The 776-nt window shown below is 68.2% G+C and carries 2 protein-coding genes; both read right to left on the reverse strand.

Annotated features, from left to right (window positions below; translation table 11 throughout):
• On the reverse strand, positions 1–291 hold a 291-nt coding region (locus KVT32_RS27900), incomplete at its 3' end, for a phage baseplate assembly protein V (protein WP_217619175.1).
• 61 nt (positions 292–352) lie between these two features.
• Positions 353–776: phage virion morphogenesis protein (locus tag KVT32_RS27905; RefSeq protein ID WP_217619176.1), on the reverse strand; the 424-nt coding region annotated here is incomplete at its 5' end.

Genomic DNA, 776 nt, shown 5'->3' on the forward strand with positions numbered 1-776 from the left:
GGCCTCGCTGCCCGATGGCGCGGGAATGGCCCCCGAGTTCAAGGCCGCAAGCACCACGCCGCCGGCGGGGTCGCCGTCAGGACACAGGACAATCACCTGCTCGCCCACGGTGAGCGGGTTCCATGTGCGTGTGCGGCCGGCGCGCAGGTCTAACCACGGCAGCCAGTTGCTTTCAAGGTCTCCGGCCGCCACGCGGACTTTGGCCGGCCGGGACTTCAGGTCCACGGCGAAGACGGTCCCGATGCGAATCAAATTGGAGATAAGGCGGAAGAGTTCGGCGACTTCGTTCATGCCGGCCATGTTGCCGGTGCAACCTCGCGCGCGCACGGGGCGCGCCTTGTGTGTCGCCGTTCTACAGGCCGTGGCCTGCCAGGTGCCGCGCGAGCGTATCCAGAACCGCGTCGCGCTCCTGCTGCGTGAAGCCCAGCAGCTTGCGGCGCGGATAGCGCACAGGCTTTTGACCTGGCGCGGGACGGTCTGTGCGCCCCTCTTGGTGGACGAGGGCCAAGCGCGCAGTGGCGCCGGTGTAGCCAACGATGGCCTCGGAATCGGTAGCTTGCACGCGCAGATAGCGCGCGGTCCGTAGTCGGGCGAACATCCGGCGACGAATGGCCCCAGCCTTGCCCCGCAGGTTCTTCTTGGCCCGGCGTGGCGCATACGGCGAGCCGTGCGGATTCTGCTGCGCGGCGATGGCGTCCCTCGTCAAGGCTTCCTGCGCATTGAAAAATTTGCGCGTCCGGTTGGGCGCGGCGCCCGTCGCGGCATCGTTCGGCTGG

Source organism: Achromobacter sp. GbtcB20, assembly GCF_019091095.1.
GTDB classification, from domain to species: Bacteria; Pseudomonadota; Gammaproteobacteria; order Burkholderiales; family Burkholderiaceae_B; genus Achromobacter; species Achromobacter mucicolens.